This window comes from Paenibacillus radicis (ex Xue et al. 2023) (assembly GCF_024722015.1).
GTDB lineage: Bacteria > Bacillota > Bacilli > Paenibacillales > NBRC-103111 > Paenibacillus_S.
In genome coordinates, this window is record NZ_JANQBD010000027.1 from 71400 (window position 1) to 87874 (window position 16475).

Annotated in this window: 13 protein-coding genes; 12 read left to right on the forward strand and 1 reads right to left on the reverse strand. The window is 40.8% G+C overall.

The genetic code is table 11. The features are described 5' to 3' along the window. Positions 1-61: 61 nt before the first annotated feature. Positions 62-2482: a right-handed parallel beta-helix repeat-containing protein gene (locus tag NV381_RS29755; RefSeq protein ID WP_258216943.1), complete on the reverse strand. Its 2421-nt coding sequence runs from the start codon at positions 2480-2482 to the stop codon at positions 62-64. A gap of 201 nt (positions 2483-2683) precedes the next feature. Here NV381_RS29755 and NV381_RS29760 point away from each other — a divergent pair, with 201 nt between their 5' ends. The 12 genes from NV381_RS29760 to glmS all read left to right on the forward strand — a co-directional run bounded on the left by NV381_RS29760 (position 2684) and on the right by glmS (position 16474). Further along, positions 2684-2974: a hypothetical protein gene (locus NV381_RS29760; RefSeq protein WP_258216944.1), complete on the forward strand. Its 291-nt coding sequence runs from the start codon at positions 2684-2686 to the stop codon at positions 2972-2974. A 529-nt stretch (positions 2975-3503) separates the two neighbouring features. Continuing rightward, positions 3504-5330, forward strand: a complete 1827-nt coding sequence (locus NV381_RS29765) for a polysaccharide biosynthesis protein (protein WP_258216945.1) — start codon at positions 3504-3506, stop codon at positions 5328-5330. 30 nt (positions 5331-5360) lie between these two features. Then, positions 5361-6239: a UTP--glucose-1-phosphate uridylyltransferase GalU gene (gene galU / locus NV381_RS29770; RefSeq protein WP_258216946.1), complete on the forward strand. Its 879-nt coding sequence runs from the start codon at positions 5361-5363 to the stop codon at positions 6237-6239. A gap of 41 nt (positions 6240-6280) precedes the next feature. Further along, complete coding sequence (locus NV381_RS29775; protein ID WP_258216947.1) at positions 6281-7435, forward strand: glycosyltransferase family 4 protein; 1155 nt, start codon at positions 6281-6283, stop codon at positions 7433-7435. Beyond that, positions 7420-8529, forward strand: a complete 1110-nt coding sequence (locus NV381_RS29780) for a glycosyltransferase family 1 protein (RefSeq protein ID WP_258216948.1) — start codon at positions 7420-7422, stop codon at positions 8527-8529. Before NV381_RS29775 ends, NV381_RS29780 begins: the two co-directional genes overlap by 16 nt. Positions 8530-8534: 5 nt before the next feature. Further along, the gene (locus NV381_RS29785) at positions 8535-9431 is read left to right on the forward strand and encodes a glycosyltransferase family 2 protein (RefSeq protein ID WP_258216949.1); all 897 of its coding nucleotides are present in this window, start codon (positions 8535-8537) and stop codon (positions 9429-9431) included. A gap of 28 nt (positions 9432-9459) precedes the next feature. Continuing rightward, complete coding sequence (locus tag NV381_RS29790; RefSeq protein WP_258216950.1) at positions 9460-10542, forward strand: EpsG family protein; 1083 nt, start codon at positions 9460-9462, stop codon at positions 10540-10542. 13 nt (positions 10543-10555) lie between these two features. Further along, positions 10556-11602 (forward strand): UDP-glucose 4-epimerase GalE, encoded by a 1047-nt coding sequence (gene galE / locus NV381_RS29795; protein WP_258216951.1) that lies wholly within the window; start codon positions 10556-10558, stop codon positions 11600-11602. A 188-nt stretch (positions 11603-11790) separates the two neighbouring features. Continuing rightward, positions 11791-12768 (forward strand): hypothetical protein, encoded by a 978-nt coding sequence (locus tag NV381_RS29800; protein ID WP_258216952.1) that lies wholly within the window; start codon positions 11791-11793, stop codon positions 12766-12768. A gap of 30 nt (positions 12769-12798) precedes the next feature. After that, positions 12799-13398, forward strand: coding sequence for a sugar transferase (locus NV381_RS29805; protein ID WP_258216953.1), 600 nt, complete (start codon positions 12799-12801; stop codon positions 13396-13398). A 45-nt stretch (positions 13399-13443) separates the two neighbouring features. Further along, positions 13444-14616: a DegT/DnrJ/EryC1/StrS family aminotransferase gene (locus tag NV381_RS29810; RefSeq protein WP_258216954.1), complete on the forward strand. Its 1173-nt coding sequence runs from the start codon at positions 13444-13446 to the stop codon at positions 14614-14616. A 52-nt stretch (positions 14617-14668) separates the two neighbouring features. Beyond that, positions 14669-16474 carry a glutamine--fructose-6-phosphate transaminase (isomerizing) gene (glmS, locus tag NV381_RS29815; protein ID WP_258216955.1) on the forward strand — a complete coding sequence of 602 codons (1806 nt, stop codon included), beginning with the start codon at positions 14669-14671 and terminating at the stop codon, positions 16472-16474. The last annotated feature ends 1 nt before the right edge of the window (position 16475 follow it).

The following is a 16475-nucleotide window of genomic DNA, read 5'->3' on the forward strand; positions in this document are numbered from 1 at the left end:
CTGCGGCACCGAATATGATCTGGTACTGCCAGCCCCCCGAATGGTTATATAAAAGAATAGCCTATATAGTTGTGTTATCTATCATTAAAGTGCTGGCATTAGTTGCTGTTGTTACATTTTTGAACACACATTTAGCAATTGTCATCGAATTTGGTTGTGTTAACCAGTGAAAGCCAATGGACGTATCTTCCAGATAGCTGCTGGTAAGTGCGGCGGAGTAATTATTGTCAGATTTATCGATGATACAATTCAAATAGGTGCTGTTGTTGTTGGTCGCATTCCCCTCGAACCGTACCTGCACATTCTGGAACATACAGTTGCTCGCGATAACTTTCCGTGAAAAGAGTGGATTGTTTTGGCCGAAGTAGACGTCTCCGCCCATAGCTTTTGTTTTCGTGCGTATGAATGTGCCATTAGTTAAAATGCATGCTCCGAAGATAGCGGTATCCTCAATAACTGTAATTTCATCAAGTGTATTAGGCCGGCCTACATAATTTTCAACCGCAACAACCGTCAGGTCCGCATTTTTAGCCGTGACATTTTTCACTACGCCACCAGATAAGGTCAGATTGAATCGGGTCTCTCCGGTTGTAGTGCTGTCAAGCCAGTCTCTTTCTACTACAATATCCGATATATATACACGCCCGTAATTATAGCGGCTTATATTGAATCCGCCCACTCCCGCATCAGTAATAGCAACAGGAGTTCCACTCTTATTCTCTGCTACCTGGAAGCTTGTAGAGGTAACATTAACGGTATAGTACAGTTTATCGACACTGATTCCTGCAGGAACCGTTCCTACCCATTGCTCGAAGCATACTTTGGCGCCATTGCCCATTCCGTGAGGTGCTGTATATGTGAAGACTCCACTCGGCACATCAACTTTGGCCGGTGTTCCAAAATATCCATTCGCTTCATAGCCATAAAAAGTGCCATTCTGAATATGACAGTTCTGAATATATGCACCTGAAATATCGAACAGCTTAATGTTAGCGCCTCTGCAATCCGCTCCATTTACGAAATTATCTCCTTGAACCATCAGCTCAGTTGATATAAAGGTGTTGTTCAAATACTTCACATACCAGTTAGCTGAATAGGAGGTAATTCCGCCAACGTTCCAGCCCTCGAAGGTATTGCCTTCTATGGTTACATTTATTCCGTCAGCATTTACAAAATGGCCATTTTGGTTGCTGTGGATATAATTGTTATAAACATAGATTCTGGTGTTGAGCTCGAAGCCAGTCTGGTTTAATTCAGGTCTCCAGGTCGGAATATTGGTTTCAGACCACATTGACTCAATATCGATGCCAAACATGGGCTGCGTTCCATCTACGGTTCCATCGTCAGCTTGACCAATATTGTGAATATTATTGTTGTATATATAAGTGTCGTTGGAGCCTGCAAGAGAAATTCCTTGCCTTCTGCAATTATGGAGATCGCAATCGTGAATATAGATGTGGGAACCCATCTCTTCTTGTGTATATAGACTAGGATCTTCCCTGTGATCCAATATGGTCGTAATTATGGCGTCCCCTGTGCAATCGCATATTTCTACGTCGCTAATTTCAACATAATTAGAACCTGATATGCTTATGCCTTCCCCCCATTCATGCGTCCAGCTCTCATTATCCACTTTTGCATTGATTTGAGCCAGCTGTTCAGCAGTCAAGGGAGAGCTAGCAATATTAATGGTAAACACCATTTTATTTGCCTTATCAATGACATCGAACCATCCGCGACCTGTCGGTGCCGATGGTGCAAACAAGCCATTATTTCGATAATTTACGAAGGTGCTGCTGGATACCGTATCCTTGTACTGATAAAAGTTATAGCCTGGCGCTGTAACTCCATCTATACTCCATAGTCGAAACTTGCTTAGCAGTCCAGGGTTCGCATATCGGTCGATGGTTTCACTGCGGATAAAATTGGGATCATCATTTAGTGAACCATCAGGATTTACTCCGCCTCTAACGAATTTAACACCGATCTGATAAATATGGGAGGGTCTGTCCCCGATAATCTTTCCACCCGTAAGCTTTGTATTACTTAGCCCCTTCAATAAAAAAATATTGTAATAAGGGGATGAATTGGCATCAAGCTTTAGTACACAGCCATTCTCCATTTCGAAATGAAAGTTGCTGTAAAGGACTATGCAATTAAGCGTCGAAGGGTCAGCTTGTAAAGCATAGGTTCCGCTTTTTAGAAATACATGATTATACCCTTGAGCTTTGGCCCATCCCAAAGCATCGTTAATTCCTTTGGTTGTGCCAGCTGAATTGGTTCCATCATTATTGATTTTCCACCTGTCCAATTCAATAGTGTAGGTTGAACCAGGACCTGAGGAAACTACACCGGCTCCAACGGGTACGGGAATCCACTTCGATGATTTACTGTCGTAAGTAAGTGAATCATTATTAGAGGGAAGCTTGGTAGTTAGGTCTACGTCACTAAGATCACCGAGATTAGCGTTCACCTCAATCATAAATTTCACACCTCTTTTCCATTTTATATAGCGTATGTTATGCCTCAGAGAAATAATTGGATCAATACCTAGGGTTATCCATACATTTTAATGAGAAAATAAGAGATTATCGTGAATTTTCCGTTCTCAAACTAGTAAAACTAAGGTATAATTCTTAATAACGAACATTTGTCACTTTTTATAGGGAAGGAGGTCAGGGCAATGCATAATCTGAAAAGAATCATTTTTCTAACTCTTATTATTGGTGCATTAATGGTACCAACTTCGGCTTTTGCAGCATCGAACGGAAGCAATTCGTCAGAAGCCAAGAGAAGCAGTTTTGAGCTTTTTATTTCATCCTTGTTAGGAAATCATGGACGGAATGATGATTTGTATAACTATTGGGGAAACAATAAAGACAAAAACGATTGGCACTGGAAATGGAACTTTAAAGATTGGAATGATAAAAACCTGGAGTCGTATGATATATGGGAAAGATGGTACTGTTACTAATCAGCTTGCTGCTGTTCCGTCGGCTTGCCGACGTTTTTTTTATGTGTAAATGGCTGGAGAATATGCACTATGAAAGCAAAAGTTTGTATTGACACGTTCTTTATAAAGAACTACAATAAGGGTACAGATTACTGGTTCTATTTTACTATTATACCGATATATAACAGTTAGTATATGATTAACAGGTTAAGACATTATGGATATAGGATAAAAGAAGACAAATTTTTTTTGACACATCGTTCTCTATAACGAATTTTAATCATTAGCCTATTTTCAATCATGATTCGGTGATGTCTCCTTATCGTTATCAATGGAGGTACTCGACCATGCTGTGGGTTGAAATATACCTTAGACGCGAGTCGTCGAAAGTGTGGTGTGAGGTGGGGTTGGATGCCCTTTTTAAAGTTCTTAACTATAGGGTTTTTTACCAGAAAAGACCTTATAGTTAAGAACTTTAATTTTTTCATTTCATTTTGAATTTATATTTGACTAAAGGACCAAATTAGCATCAATCGAAAGGGTGATTGTATTGGCGTACCGGCAGAGGCTACCGTTATTAATCTTAATGGATTCGCTTATTGTGTTAACCGCAATTTTCTTCAGTCAATTTTTGGTGAATGCTACTTTTCATGTTATAACGTTACCATTAGTAGTTAGTTCAATAATGCTCCTGCTTAGTCACCATGTTTTTTCCATCATTTATAAGCTATATAAAAAGGCTTGGGAGTATGCAAGCATATCCGAGTTATTAATGATTTTTAAAGCGGTCACCTTTTCAATTGTTACCGTAGCTATTGTACAGGAGATTATGGTTCAAGCTATTTACTTGCGACTTCTTGTTGTAACGTGGCTGCTGCATATTTTGCTAATCGGAGGCTCGCGTTTTTGTTGGAGAATGATTCGGGATATCTACATTAAAAAAGTACACAACAAGAAACGAACGCTGATTGTCGGAGCGGGTGCTGCAGGAACTATGGTTGCAAGGCAATTGATTACGAATAATGATACTGAATTATTGCCCACCGCTTTTATTGATGATAATGTCAAAAAACATAATTTGGATATATTGGGCATTCCGGTATTTGGTGGAATTAATCGAATTGAAAGTGCCGTTCAAGAGTTGAACATTGATAACATAATTATTGCGATTCCTTCGCTTAATAAAAAAGAATTGAATCGAATTTTTCAGGAATGTGCGAAAACAAACGCCAAGGCGCAAATTCTTCCGATGCTGGAGGATCTGGTGACCGGTAAAGTTTCCGTTAATCAATTCCGGGATGTACAGGTTGAAGATTTGCTAGGGAGAGAACCCGTTGACCTGCATATCGACAGTATTTCCGGCTATATTACGAATAAGGTGATTCTGGTTACGGGTGCTGGAGGATCCATTGGTTCGGAAATATGCCGGCAAATATGCAAGTTTAATCCTGAAAAATTAATTTTACTTGGCCACGGGGAGAATAGCATTTATTCCATTGAAATGGAACTGAAGGATACTTTCCAGGAAACAGAAATCAAATTTATAACGGAAGTTGCGGACATACAAGATGCTAATAAAATGATGTCCATAATGAATACCTACCGGCCTCAAGTTGTATACCACGCTGCGGCTCATAAACATGTGCCTCTGATGGAACGAAATCCCGAGGAAGCTGTGAAAAACAATGTGATTGGAACGATGAATCTTGCAAAAGCAGCTAACCGGCATGGTGTGGAAATATTCGTGATGATCTCCACGGATAAGGCAGTAAATCCAACAAGTGTTATGGGGGCCACGAAAAGGCTGGCTGAAATGATCATTCAGAACTTCGACAAAACAAGCTTTACAAAGTTTGTTGCCGTTCGGTTCGGGAATGTATTAGGCAGTCGTGGGAGCGTAATTCCATTATTTAAGAGACAAATTCAAAAGGGTGGACCGGTCACGGTTACTCATCCGGATATGATTCGCTACTTTATGACGATTCCGGAAGCGTCGAGGCTTGTTATACAAGCGGGTTCACTCGCAAAAGGCGGAGAGATTTTCGTGCTCGATATGGGGGAACCTGTAAAAATTGTTGATCTTGCCAAAAACTTGATCAAACTATCAGGCAATTCCATTGAGGAAATTGGTATTGAATTTACAGGAATGAGACCGGGAGAAAAGCTCTTCGAGGAATTGCTGCAAAAAGGGGAGGTTCATGAACAGCAGGTTCATCCCAAAATTTATATTGGTAAAACTGCGGACTTGTATATGGAAGAAATTGCCGAAATCATCTCTACGTATTCAACTTTAGAGAAGCCCAAGCTAAGAGAGAAATTACTTAATTTAGCGAACAATAAACATAGCGTGTCACCAAAGCTGGTATCCATCAGCTAAGCTTTTATATAAAAAAGGAGTGTCCTATTTATGAAGGTAAGAAAAGCGATCATACCAGCAGCAGGGCTTGGCACAAGATTTCTTCCCGCAACAAAGGCAATGCCCAAGGAGATGCTGCCGATTGTTGATAAGCCCACTATTCAATACATTGTAGAAGAAGCAATGGAATCAGGGATTGAAGATATTCTCATCGTGACCGGGAAAGGAAAAAGGGCTATTGAGGATCATTTCGATAACTCATTTGAGCTGGAGCAAAATTTATTCGAGAAAGGGAAGTTTGATTTACTAAACGAGGTACAGAAGTCATCCAAAATGGTTGATATCCATTATATTCGCCAGAAGGAAGCCAAGGGACTGGGGCATGCCGTTTGGTGCGCTCGGAAGTTTATCGGCAATGAACCGTTTGCTGTTTTATTAGGCGATGATATTGTCAAGGCCGATAAACCTTGTCTGAGGCAGATGATTGAGCAATACGAGCGATATCATTCATCAGTGATTGGAGTTAAGCATGTACCCGATGATGAGGTATCCCGGTACGGTATTGTAGATGGAATCAGGATAGAGGATCGCTTCTATGGGGTCAGCCATCTGGTTGAAAAGCCGAGGAAGGAAGACGCTCCATCCAATCTTGCGATTATGGGCCGTTATATTCTTAGCCCACGGATTTTTGACATTCTGGGCAATCAAGCTCCAGGGGCAGGGGGAGAAATACAGCTGACCGATGCTATTGCGGCATTGAATCTGCATGAGGCGGTATATGCTTACGAGTTCGAAGGTATTCGTTATGACGTTGGGGAAAAGATGGGTTTTATACAGACTACAATTGAATTCGCCTTGCAGCGTGAAGACATCAGGTACGGTTTACTCGATTATCTGGCTAAGGTTTTGGATAAAGAATTAATTAAGTGAGCCTGTATCTAACGGGTTAATACTTCGAATGGGTGATAGAGGTGCCAAAAAAAGTATTGTTCTGTGCAACGGTTGATTTTCATTTTAAAGCGTTCCATTTGCCTTATCTGCAATGGTTTAAAGAGCAGGGCTGGGAGGTTCATGTTGCTGCTAACGGTGATTTGGAGCTTCCCTATACGGATAGGAAGTACAGCATACCGATCCAAAGGTCACCTTTGAAAAAGGAAAATATTAAAGCTTATAGTGAATTGAAAGCCATAATGGATAAAAACGAATATGAGATCATTCATTGTCATACGCCAATGGGGGGAGCTCTTGCACGTTTGGCTGCACGACAAGCAAGAAAACAAGGAACCAAGGTAATCTATACGGCTCATGGGTTTCATTTTTGCAAGGGAGCCCCTCTTATTAACTGGGCTTTGTATTATCCAATTGAGAAATTGTTGGCTCATTATACCGATTGCCTGATAACGATTAATGATGAAGATTACAAATTATGCATACAGCACGGGTTTAAGGCGAGGCGAATTGAGAAGGTTCATGGGGTGGGGATCGATCCTATGCGATTTTGCCCGGTGACTGATGATTATAAAGCCGAGCTAAAGCAAAAAAACGGTTATAAAACAGAAGATTTTCTTATGTTCTATGCTGCAGAGTTTAATGCGAATAAAAATCAACAGCTTCTTATAAGGGCTTTGGCCCTTATTAAGCAAGAGGTTCCTTATGCCCGGCTTTTGCTGGCTGGTAAGGGGCCTCTTTTTAATGAAAGCTATGAGCTTGCCAATAAACTGGGTGTTGCAGACAGGGTTGATTTTCTTGGCTATAGAACGGACATTGATGGGATACTGCCGATGTGTGATGTCGCTGTCGCCTCCAGTCTCCGTGAGGGCTTGCCGGTTAATATTATGGAAGCTATGTCCTGTGGTTTACCGGTTGTAGCGACGGATAATAGAGGGCATAGAGAACTGATTTGCAATGATGAGAACGGCTGGGTCATGAGTCCGAATGACTTAGCGGGAATGTCTGACAAGATTAGAGCCCTTGCAGGTAATGAGGATTTGAGGATGAAGCTTGGAAGCTCAGGTCGCAGCAGAATTGAGAGCATGTATTCTATTAACAAAGTAATGGTGGAGAAGAGCGATATATATGCCAGCTTTATGGACGAATTGGAGGTGGTGAAGTGGGCGGTCCAATAAGGATTTTGCATGTAGTAGTAAATATGAACCGTGGCGGTGCAGAAACCCTCTTAATGAATTTGTATCGCAATATAGATCGCTCGAAGGTTCAATTTGATTTCCTGACCTGTAATGGTGGTGTTTTTGACGCAGAAATAGTGGAGCTGGGAGGGTTGATCCATCGGATTCCATATGTTAGTGATATTGGTCATTTTGGATATCTGAAAGCTTTGGATCAGTTCTTTGCGGCGCACCCTATTTATAAGGTTGTACATTCCCATATGGATAAAATGAGTGGATGGGTGCTCCGTTCAGCCAAAAAGGCCGGAATTCCTATGAGAATCGCACATAGCCATAGCACCAAAAGCGAGGGCGGAATAGCCAAGCAGATTTATAAATGGTTTGCAGGTCAGTTCATCTTGCCTAATGCAACGGATTTATTAGCATGCTCCAATAAAGCTGCCAATTGGCTGTTTCCAACAAAAACTTATAAGATTTCTATCTTAAATAATGGTATCGTGCCGGAGCAGTTTGCTTTTTCATTACAGGTCAAACAAGAGGTAAGAAACGAACTTCATATTTCTGAAACTAATTTGGTTGTAGGGCATGTCGGCAGATTTGATAAACCGAAAAACCATGCTTTTCTCATCGACATTTTTGCGGAGCTGAGTAAAGAGAAGCCGGATTCCATTCTCGTATTAGCTGGTGATGGTCCATTACGCTTAAATATTGAAAAAAAAGTGGCTGACTTGAATTTAGAGGAAAAAGTAAAATTTCTTGGCGTACGCAATGATATCAATCGATTGCTACAAGCATTCGATGTATTCGTATTTCCATCCGTGCATGAGGGTTTGCCTGTCACTCTTATAGAAGCGCAAGGAGCCGGTCTTCCCTGTGTTATATCGGATGTGATATCACAGGAGGTTGATATGGAAATTGGTTTGATTGAATACAATCCATTGTTAAACAGTAAAATTTGGGTTGATAAAATTAAACTTGCAGCAGCGAAGAAACTATCGCGAAATATACCTGCCACTACGTTATCCGAGAAAGGGTACGATATAAAAAAAATCGCAGAACGGACGCAAGACTTTTACTTAGTGATGTCGAGGTGAATGTATTGAAGCAGTTGACTGTGTTTACTCCTACTTATAATCGAGCCTATTGTCTTGGAAATTGCTATGAGAGTCTTAAACGTCAAACATCCAAAAAATTTGTGTGGCTAATCATTGATGATGGTTCCACAGATCATACGAAAGAGCTGGTAAACAGCTGGATAGCTGAGAATATCATACCTATTAGCTATCACTGGCAGGAGAATCAAGGAATGCATGGAGCACATAATACGGCTTATGAGCTCATCATTACTGAATTAAATGTATGCATTGATTCAGATGATTATATGCCGGATGACGCAATTGAAAAAATCATTACGTTTTGGAATCAATATGGAAATGATAGAGTGGGGGGAATAATAGGACTTGATTCGTACACGGATGGACGGGTGATCGGCTCCAGGATGCCAGACCAATTAAAGAGCTCAACCCTTTTTAATCTGTATAACCTGCATGGAGTTACGGGTGATAAGAAGCTTGTATATCGGTCGGAACTGACACGGAATTACCCATATCCTCTTTTCCGAAATGAAAAATATGTGGGATTGGCTTATAAATATTACATGCTTGATGAGCAATATGAAATGCTTCTAATGAATGAGGTTTTATGCTGTGTGGAATATTTGCCTGATGGTTCAACGAAGAACATGCTAAATCAATATCGAAGAAATCCCCAAGGTTTTGCTTTTTATCGTAAGGAGTTAATGAAGCTATCCTTTGTTGGCTTGCTGTTTAAGTTTAAACAGTCCGTACATTATGTGTCGAGTAGTTTGATGGCCAAGAACCGAAGCTTCCTCAAGGAATCACCTTGTAAAATAGTTACAATTACAGCTATTCCACTCGGGATTATGCTGTATTGCTTTGTTAAGTCTAAAACCAGAAGCATCAAGATTGAAGGTTAATAAAGTATATGTTGAAGGGAAATTATAGATGGCAATACTTTGGATAAATCTTGTCGTAGTGTACATATTCTCATTATTTTCAAGGTATTTGGTGAAGCATAGAACTATTTATGCTGGATCCGGTATTCCTATGTTTGAGAAGCCGAATAAGATAATGGTTGCATTTGTTATTGCCGTTTTGGTGTTAGTATCAGGTCTTCGGAATAACATCGGGGATACCTATACTTATATAGACATTTATAAAAATACTACCTTTACCTGGTCCTATATTGTGTCCAAAAAAGATATGGGATTCGGCATATTTCAAATGATTTTAAAGAAATTTACAGAAGACCCTCAGATGCTAATTTTTATTTGCGCACTTATAACGAATCTACTTATCGTACTCGTTTTATATAAATACACCCGATTATTTGAACTAAGCATTTACGTTTATATTACGTCTGGAATGTATGTCGTCTCCATGAACGGCATTAGGCAGTATCTTGCTGCTGCTATAATTTTTGCTGCGACCAAATACATTATGGATGGAAATTGGAAAAAATACACTTTAGTTATTTTATTTGCATCTTTGTTCCATGGAACCGCGTTAATCTTAATTCCGATGTATTTTATTGTGAGAAGGAAAGCCTGGACGACTACAACCTTTTTAATCCTTAGCTTTGCGGTGCTTTTTGCCATGGGATATAGTCAGCTCTCCGGATTGTTTTTTTCAGCTATAGAAGATACTCAATATGCGGAATATAGTAAATTCTCAGAAGGCGGAGCTAATATAATAAGAGTTTTTATTTATATTATACCTATAGCACTTTCTTACCTGGGTAGAGAAAAGCTTAGAGAGTTATTTCCTAATAGTGATTACATTGTAAATATGACGATTTTGGGTGCCGTTTTTATGGTGATTTCGACGCAAAACTGGATTTTTGCAAGGTTTTCCATTTATTTTGGGCTGTATAATTTAATCATTATTTCATGGATAGTCCAATTATTCGTTCGTAGAGAGCAGAAACTGATCTACTATTCGATTCTCGTTTTTTACTTCCTGTACTGCTTTTATGAACAAGTAATTAGTTTGGGAATCCTCTATAGGAGCAATTTCATTCAATTATAAGGAGGCGAAAGCAATGGCGATTCTTGTAACCGGAGGGGCCGGCTATATCGGAAGTCATACGTGCATCGAATTATTGAATGCAGGCTATGAAATAGTCGTGGTAGACAATCTTTCTAACAGCAGCCTGGAATCATTGAATAGGGTCAAGCAAATAACAAGTAGGGATTTCCAATTTTACAAGCTGGATATATTGGATAAGGACGGACTTGATGCCGTTTTTTCCAAAAATACGATAGAGGCGGTTATCCATTTCGCAGGGCTCAAGGCCGTGGGGGAATCGGTCCATTCACCGATCTGGTATTATCACAATAATATTACCGGAACACTTGTATTATGCGAGATTATGAAGAAATACAACGTGCACAGAATGGTTTTCAGCTCCTCTGCTACCGTATACGGAATGCCCGAAAGCGTACCAATCTCTGAGGATTTCCAGCTCGCAGCAACGAACCCCTACGGTCGAACCAAGCTGGTGATTGAAGAGATATTACGTGATTTGTATGTCTCAAATAATAATTGGGGAATAGCACTCCTGCGATACTTCAACCCGATTGGGGCACATAAAAGCGGCTGGATAGGAGAGGACCCGGGCGGTACTCCGAATAATCTGATGCCCTACATTACACAGGTTGCAATAGGGAAATTGGAGCAGCTGAATATATTCGGTAACGATTACTTGACAGTCGATGGTACTGGCGTCCGAGATTACATCCATGTTGTTGATCTTGCAATTGGGCATTTGAGAGCTCTTGAGAAGGTCATGACAGCATCGGGTGTGGAAGCCTACAATCTGGGAACGGGTATTGGATACAGTGTTTTGGAATTAATTGCTGCATTCGAGCGAGCGTCAGGCTTGAAAATTTCGTATGCTATTGCAGAAAGAAGACCGGGGGATGTTGCAATATGCTTTGCTGACTCCAGTAAAGCCAACAAGGATTTAGGCTGGGAAGCCACTAGAGGCATTCAAGAGATGTGCGAAGATTCATGGAGATGGCAATCCAACAATCCGAATGGTTACGGAGCAGCTAAAGTATTAACAGAAATCCGGGCTGCCGAATAATACAACAAAGCGAGGATAATTAAATGGACATAGGCCAATTAACTCAAACACAATTAAAAGAGATACTCATCAGTATCAAGAAAAAAGGTGATGAATCCGAGGATATGAACGCTATAGATTTAATTAATGAAATAAAACGGGAAATTATATGCGCAATAACTTCATCCGAGTGATTAGGGAGGAAACAAATGTCCTTAGTAAAGGCAATGCCTCTAGGCAAGATCAAAAACGTACTTTCTCTGCTTCGAGGAGGAATGGTTTCTAATATATGGGCAATTAAAGTATTTAGCGCAGATTCGGCGGTTATCGCTGAAGCTCCGCATGAAAGCCGCCTGGATCAACCGTCTTTGCAAGCATCAGACATCGATGATGCACCGGCAGAGTTTGTTGCCGATCCATTTATTATCCGGCATGAGTCCAAATTTTATATGTTTTTTGAGGTGTTGAATAAAGCGTCAGGACGTGGCGAGATTGGATTGGCCGTGAGTGATGATGGTGAGAAATGGGATTATGAAAAAATAGTGCTCAAGGAAAAATACCATTTATCATATCCCCAAGTATTCAAGGTGAATGATGACATATTTATGCTGCCTGAAACGATTGAAACGAAAAAGGTGCTGTTATATAAGGCCAAGCGTTTTCCATTTGAATGGGAAATAGCTTGCGAGCTGTTTAGCGGCAGCTATGTGGATCCGTCTATATTTAAATATGAGAACAAATGGTGGTTGTTTGCCGGGTCCAATCAAGGAAAGAATCTGCATCTGTTTTATTCAGACCACTTAGAAGGCACATGGACGGAGCATCCACAGAGTCCCTTAATTTCCAACAATATTAGCATTACCAGACCCGGAGGCCGAATTATAGTATCTGATACAAATATCTATAGATATACTCAGGACGGCAATCCTTACTATGGCAGCGCTATGCGGGTTTTTAAAATTAATGAGCTATCAGTGACCGAATATAAGGAAGAATTAGTCGATATGATATTAAGTGGCACCAATAAGGAAAGCGACTGGAGAAAAGATGGAATGCATCATATTGACCAGCTCCAAATTAATGAGAATCAATGGCTTATTGCGGTTGATGGGCATAAATCGAAGAGATGGAACTATGTGGTCTGGAAGCTTGACCGTGTTATATCAAGGCTTAGAAAATATGCTTGATCGTAATTTGATACAGGAGCTTGATTATTGATGAAGAGACTATTTGACTTGATGGTTTCCACCTCACTGTTGCTGCTGCTATTTCCGATTATGATCATTGTGGCTATTTTGGTGAGAGTAAAGTTAGGGTCTCCCGTCATATTTAAGCAACAGCGACCTGGATTATATAGCCGATTGTTCTATCTTTATAAGTTTCGGACCATGACGGATGCAAGAGACAATGACGGCAATTTATCGCCTGATTATATGAGATTAACTGCCTTTGGTAAATTACTTAGAAAATATAGTCTCGACGAATTGCCCCAATTAATAAATGTTGTAAAAGGGGATTTAAGCCTGGTAGGTCCGAGGCCTCTATTGACGGATTACTTACCCTTATATACGGAAGAACAGACGAAGCGGCATAATGTAAAGCCTGGGATAACAGGATGGGCGCAGGTGAACGGGAGAAATACGATTTCATGGGAAGATAAATTCAAGCTGGATGTGTGGTATGTGGAACATCGAAGCTTCTTTCTCGATTTAAAAATTTTAAGTTTAACCTTTTTCAAAGTGTTGAAAACAGAAGGAGTAAGCCATAAAAACCATGTCACTATGGAGAAGTTCACGGGTACGACAAGCGCTGAATAATCTTTGCTTTCTTTAATTATTAAACCAGGGAGAAGGTTGTGTTGGATGCAAGCTGTTAGCGGTAAGCAAAGAATTTATCTTTCTTCGCCTCACATGAGCGGGAATGAGCAGAAATATATCCAGGAAGCCTTTAACACGAATTGGATCGCTCCCTTGGGGCCAAATGTAGATGCATTTGAAGAAGAGCTTGCAGATTACGTAGGGATTGGCGATGCTGCAGCAGTTAGCTCAGGGACAGCTGCCATTCATTTGGCATTGAAATTGTTGGATGTACATGAAGGAGATACCGTATTTTGTTCAAGTCTTACTTTTGTGGCAAGTGCAAATCCAGTTATTTATCTCGGGGCAGAGCCTGTATTTATTGACTCTGAAGCTGAAACATGGAATATGTCGCCTCAGGCTTTAGGGCGTGCCCTGGAAGAAGCGGCTCAAGCGAGAAAATTGCCGAAAGCCGTTATCGTTGTAAATTTATATGGACAAAGTGCGCAAATGGACGAAATTGTCTCGTTATGCGATACCTACAGAGTGCCGATAATTGAGGATGCAGCGGAATCACTCGGCTCTACCTATAAGGGCCAAGCTAGCGGAACATTTGGTAAATTTGGCGTGTATTCATTTAATGGGAACAAAATAATAACGACCTCCGGTGGAGGCATGCTGGTCTCCAATGATCTTGAAGCTTTGAAAAAAGCGCGTTTTTTAGCAACCCAAGCAAGGGATCAGGCGGAGCACTATGAACATAGCCAGATGGGATATAATTATCGGTTAAGCAATGTATTGGCGGGAATAGGCAGGGCGCAATTGGAAGTGCTTGCGGAAAGAGTAGTTGCGAGACGCGCCATATTTAATCGGTATTACAGAGAGCTCTCCGAAATACCGGGCATTCAATTTATGCCGGAACTTGAAGGCTCCTGGTCTAATCGCTGGCTTACGGCGTTGACCATAGACGAACAACAAGCTGGCATATCCAGAGACCAATTATTAAGGTCTTTGGCTGAAGAAAATATTGAAGCTCGTCCTGTTTGGAAGCCGCTGCATTTGCAGCCTCTCTTTGAAGGAACCCGATTGTATGCCCATAGTGAAAATAATATTGTATCCGAGCAATTGTTTGAATCAGGTTTATGCTTGCCATCGGGATCGAATATGACCGAAGAAGAACAAATGAGAATAATTGCTTGTATGAAAAACGTGCTGAAGAAACACATTGCACTAAATTAAAATAACGGCTTGCGAAGCAGGTTTTCGATGTAAATTTAAGGAGGAGAATAGGATGTGCGGTATTGTAGGGTATGTAGGTAGTCAAGACGCTGCAGAAATTTTATTGAAAGGATTAGAAAAATTAGAATACAGAGGCTACGATTCGGCGGGAATTGCCTTGTTAAATAAAGGGGGGGTGCATGTATTCAAAGAAAAAGGGCGCATTGCAGCGCTGCGAAAAGCTGTAGATCAGAGCGCCTCCGGCCATCTGGGGATTGGTCATACAAGATGGGCCACACATGGCGAACCCAATCGTAGAAATGCACATCCACATCAGAGCAGCAATACCCGGTTTACCATCGTACATAACGGAGTTATTGAAAATTATAAAGAAATCAAGCAGGAGCTTTTAGGTGGAATCCAATTTAATAGTGAGACGGATACAGAAGTTATTGTGCAGCTTATGGAGAGGTTTGTAGATGATAAAGGTTTGCAGGTTGAAGAAGCCTTCCGGGAAACGTTAAGCGTTCTGAAAGGTTCTTATGCCATAGCTTTGATGGATAGTGAAAATGACCACACCATCTACGTTGGGAAAAATAAAAGTCCGCTGCTTATAGGTATAGGGCAAGATTTCCATGTTATCGCGAGCGATGCAATGGCTGCCCTGCAGTTAACTAACCAATTTGTTGAGCTTATGGATGAGGAAATCGTTATTGTTCAAAACTCATCCAAAACGATTAAAAATTTATCAGGACAAATGATTCATAGGAGCCCTTTTACCGTAAAGCTTGATGCAAAGGATATTGAAAAAGGACCATATCCGCATTATATGCTCAAAGAGATTGACGAGCAGCCCTTTGTCATTCGCAAGCTGGTAACTAAATATCAAAATGGCGATGGTGAAATTACAATAGATGAAAACATACGTGAGGCACTGCAAGAAACAGACCGTATTTATATTGTTGCTTGTGGTACAAGCTATCATGCCGGTCTGGTGGGCAAGCAGCTATTTGAGCGCATAGCCCATATACCGGTGGAAGTGCATATCGCGAGTGAATTTTTATATAACAGGCCGCTTTTATCCAGTCATCCTATGTTTATTTTTATTTCTCAGAGCGGTGAAACCGCAGACAGCCGGGGGGTATTAGTTGATATTAAGAAATCGGGATATCGAGCCTTAGCATTAACCAATGTACCTGGATCAACCTTATCACGTGAGTCCGATTTTACCTTAATCACGCATGCAGGCCCAGAAATAGCGGTCGCCTCAACCAAAGCCTATACAGCGCAAATTGCGGTATTAGCTATACTTGCTTCTGATTGTGCAAGAAATAGAGGCATTCAACGTAATTTCGATCTTTTTAAAGAGCTGGGATTAGCAGCTAACGCTATGGAAATTATGATTAACAGAAAAGAACAAATAGAGGAAATTGTGTGGAAATACTTAAGCGTCTCGCGCAACTGCTTTTTCATAGGACGAAGTGTTGACTATTATGTATGTCTGGAGGGAGCTTTAAAATTAAAGGAGATCTCTTACATTCAGGCGGAAGGGTTCGCAGGCGGAGAATTGAAGCATGGAACTATTGCATTAATAGAGGAAGGTACTCCGGTTATAGCTCTTCTAACACAGCCGCATGTCAGTGGAAACATTAGAAGTAATGTACAGGAGGTCATGGCGAGGGGGGCTAATGTTTGTATGATTAGTATCGAGGGAATTGAAGATAAGAACGACCAGCTCGTTGTCCCACATATTCACGAATACCTAACTCCGCTTGTTTCTGTGATCCCTCTACAATTAATTGCTTATTATGCTGCCTTGTATAGAGGGTGCGATGTTGACAAACCGAGAAATCTCGCCAAAAGCGTTACTGTGGAGTGAC

Bases quoted from the DNA above. Each gene is read 5' to 3' on its own strand.
- NV381_RS29755 (WP_258216943.1), bottom strand. From the start codon at position 2,482: ATGATTGAGGTGAACGCTAATCTCGGTGATCTTAGTGACGTAGACCTA.
- NV381_RS29760 (WP_258216944.1), top strand. From the start codon at position 2,684: ATGCATAATCTGAAAAGAATCATTTTTCTAACTCTTATTATTGGTGCA.
- galU (WP_258216946.1), top strand. From the start codon at position 5,361: ATGAAGGTAAGAAAAGCGATCATACCAGCAGCAGGGCTTGGCACAAGA.
- NV381_RS29790 (WP_258216950.1), top strand. From the start codon at position 9,460: ATGGCAATACTTTGGATAAATCTTGTCGTAGTGTACATATTCTCATTA.
- galE (WP_258216951.1), top strand. From the start codon at position 10,556: ATGGCGATTCTTGTAACCGGAGGGGCCGGCTATATCGGAAGTCATACG.
- NV381_RS29800 (WP_258216952.1), top strand. From the start codon at position 11,791: ATGTCCTTAGTAAAGGCAATGCCTCTAGGCAAGATCAAAAACGTACTT.
- NV381_RS29805 (WP_258216953.1), top strand. From the start codon at position 12,799: ATGAAGAGACTATTTGACTTGATGGTTTCCACCTCACTGTTGCTGCTG.
- NV381_RS29810 (WP_258216954.1), top strand. From the start codon at position 13,444: ATGCAAGCTGTTAGCGGTAAGCAAAGAATTTATCTTTCTTCGCCTCAC.
- glmS (WP_258216955.1), top strand. From the start codon at position 14,669: ATGTGCGGTATTGTAGGGTATGTAGGTAGTCAAGACGCTGCAGAAATT.